At 68.3% G+C, this 1,889-nt stretch carries 1 protein-coding gene and 1 pseudogene; one reads left to right on the top strand and one right to left on the bottom strand.

The features are described from left to right. Positions 1-289 precede the first annotated feature (289 nt). Positions 290-1,318: pseudogene (locus BXA10_RS30230) on the bottom strand (IS701 family transposase); the annotation flags it as partial. Positions 1,319-1,418: 100 nt separating this feature from the next. Between BXA10_RS30230 and BXA10_RS30225 the strand changes: the two are divergent. Continuing rightward, the gene (locus BXA10_RS30225; protein ID WP_245828650.1) at positions 1,419-1,847 is read left to right on the top strand and encodes a HEAT repeat domain-containing protein; all 429 of its coding nucleotides are present in this window, start codon (positions 1,419-1,421) and stop codon (positions 1,845-1,847) included. Positions 1,848-1,889 lie beyond the last annotated feature (42 nt).

Raw genomic sequence — 1,889 nt, 5'->3', positions numbered from 1 at the left:
CTAGTACGGCAGTGACAGTTCGCGATCATGTGCTGAGTTCCATGGTGAGTCGCCGTTTGTAGTGGCTGTGGCGGGCGCGGCCTTGGTGGTCGCGGCGCCAGTCGGACCAGTGCCGGGCGTGTAGGGCTGCCTGCAGCGTGGTGGTGGTCAGGGCCCGCAGGGGGATGATGACCAGGGCGTGGAACAGGCGGCGGATCTCCGCGGCGGTCAACGCGATCGGCGTCGCGTGGCGGGCGTGGTGGTAGGAGTCGGCTGGTGGGGGTGGGGCTGCGGCTGCGGCGGCGGTCATGAGCACGGCCAGGGCGAGCATGGCGAGGGTGATCCAGCGGTGCCAGGCGGTCCAGCCGCGGACCTGGTAGTGGTCGAGGCCGACCTGGCTCTTGCCGGCTTGGAAGCTTTCCTCAATCGTCCAGCGGATCCCGGCCACCCTGACGAGATCGGCGAGGGTGGTCGGGGTGGGGCTCCAGCAGCGGTAGAAGGCGAGGGTGCCGTCGCTGCCTCGGCGGATGAGCAGGCTGTGTCCGGGATGGCCGGGCGTGGACGCGTCGAGCCAGGCCCAGTCGTACCAGCGCGGACCCTTCGAGCCGGTGCCGCAGCTGATCCGATGCCAGCCGGTGGCGGGCAGCTGGTCGGCGAGGTGTTCGGCGGGGACACGGACCTTCCCACCATCGATCGGGACCAGGTGGTTGCGGGCCACGGCGAGCACGTAGCCGAGGCCAAGGGCTTGAACACCGGCGCGGAACGGGCCGTTGTCGCCGTAGAGTTCGTCGCTGGCCGCCCAGCCTGCCGGCACTCCGGCGGCCACGGCTTGGGCGATCATGTCCAGGGCCAGCTGAGGTTTCGTGGCGAACCCGACCTCGGCGGGCACTCCCACATCGGCGCACCGGTCGGGGTCGTCGGTCCATGACTTCGGCAGGTAGACCCGCCGGTCGATCAACGCCCGACCCCGCGCGGATGCGTAGGACAGGAACACGCCCACCTGCGAGTTCTCCACCCGACCTGCAGTGCCGGAGTACTGCCGTTGAACGCCGACCGACCCGGTGCCCTTCTTCAGGAACCCGGTCTCGTCCGGGATCAATACTCCATCCGCCTCGCCCAGCCGCGAAGTCACGAAGCCACGCACGTCATCACGGACGGCGTCGGCGTCCCACACCGCCGTGCGCAGCAGCCGCTGCATCGCCTGCGGCCCCCGGTGTCCGGCCTGCTCGGCCAGCCACCAGCAGTTCTTCCGTTCCACCGGCGACAGCAGCCCCAACACCAGGTCCCAGGCGGTGCGGCGCGGCTCCACCCGGCCGAACCGGCCCGCGACAAGCCCCATGACCTCGTCGAGCAACACCTGCCAGCCGGCTGGGTCTACGCTGTGACCCGCGGCCATCGCATGATCTTCGGTTGTCCACACAACACCTGATGATCAAGCGATGGCCGCACCCGCTCACGGCACCGCGCCGAAGATCACCGCCGACACTGCCAGCGCCCCTGACTCCGCTCAGCCAGCTAGCCTCAACGGCGTGACGATCCGGTTCCAGCAAGCCATGCAGCTCATGCGCCGGCATGACCCGCAGGCCAAGGAAGACGGTTTCCACCTCCTGCTGCCCCACGCCGCCGACCACATCGACGAACTCATCGCCGAGTTCGCTCAAGAACGACACGACCACGGCTTGCGCTGCTGGCTGCTCGAACTCATCGGTGAAGCCCGCTCATCCCAAGCGCTGCCGGTACTCACCGAACAACTACACAGCGGCGACGAGTCACTCCGGTCCTGGGCCGCCAAAGGACTGGAGCAACTCGACACCAAACAAGCGCGGCAAGAGCTGTGGAAAGCACGAGCCAACGGGCTCATCGACTGACCCCTGAACAGCCAGCTCACGAACTGTCACTGCCGTACTAGG

This window comes from Micromonospora avicenniae, assembly GCF_900156065.1.
Classification (GTDB): Bacteria; Actinomycetota; Actinomycetes; order Mycobacteriales; family Micromonosporaceae; genus Micromonospora; species Micromonospora avicenniae.
This window is presented reverse-complemented; position numbering and strand designations above follow the sequence as displayed.

Coding starts and splice junctions, on each gene's coding strand:
- BXA10_RS30225 (WP_245828650.1), top strand. CDS start 1,419: ATGGCCGCACCCGCTCACGGCACCGCGCCGAAGATCACCGCCGACACT.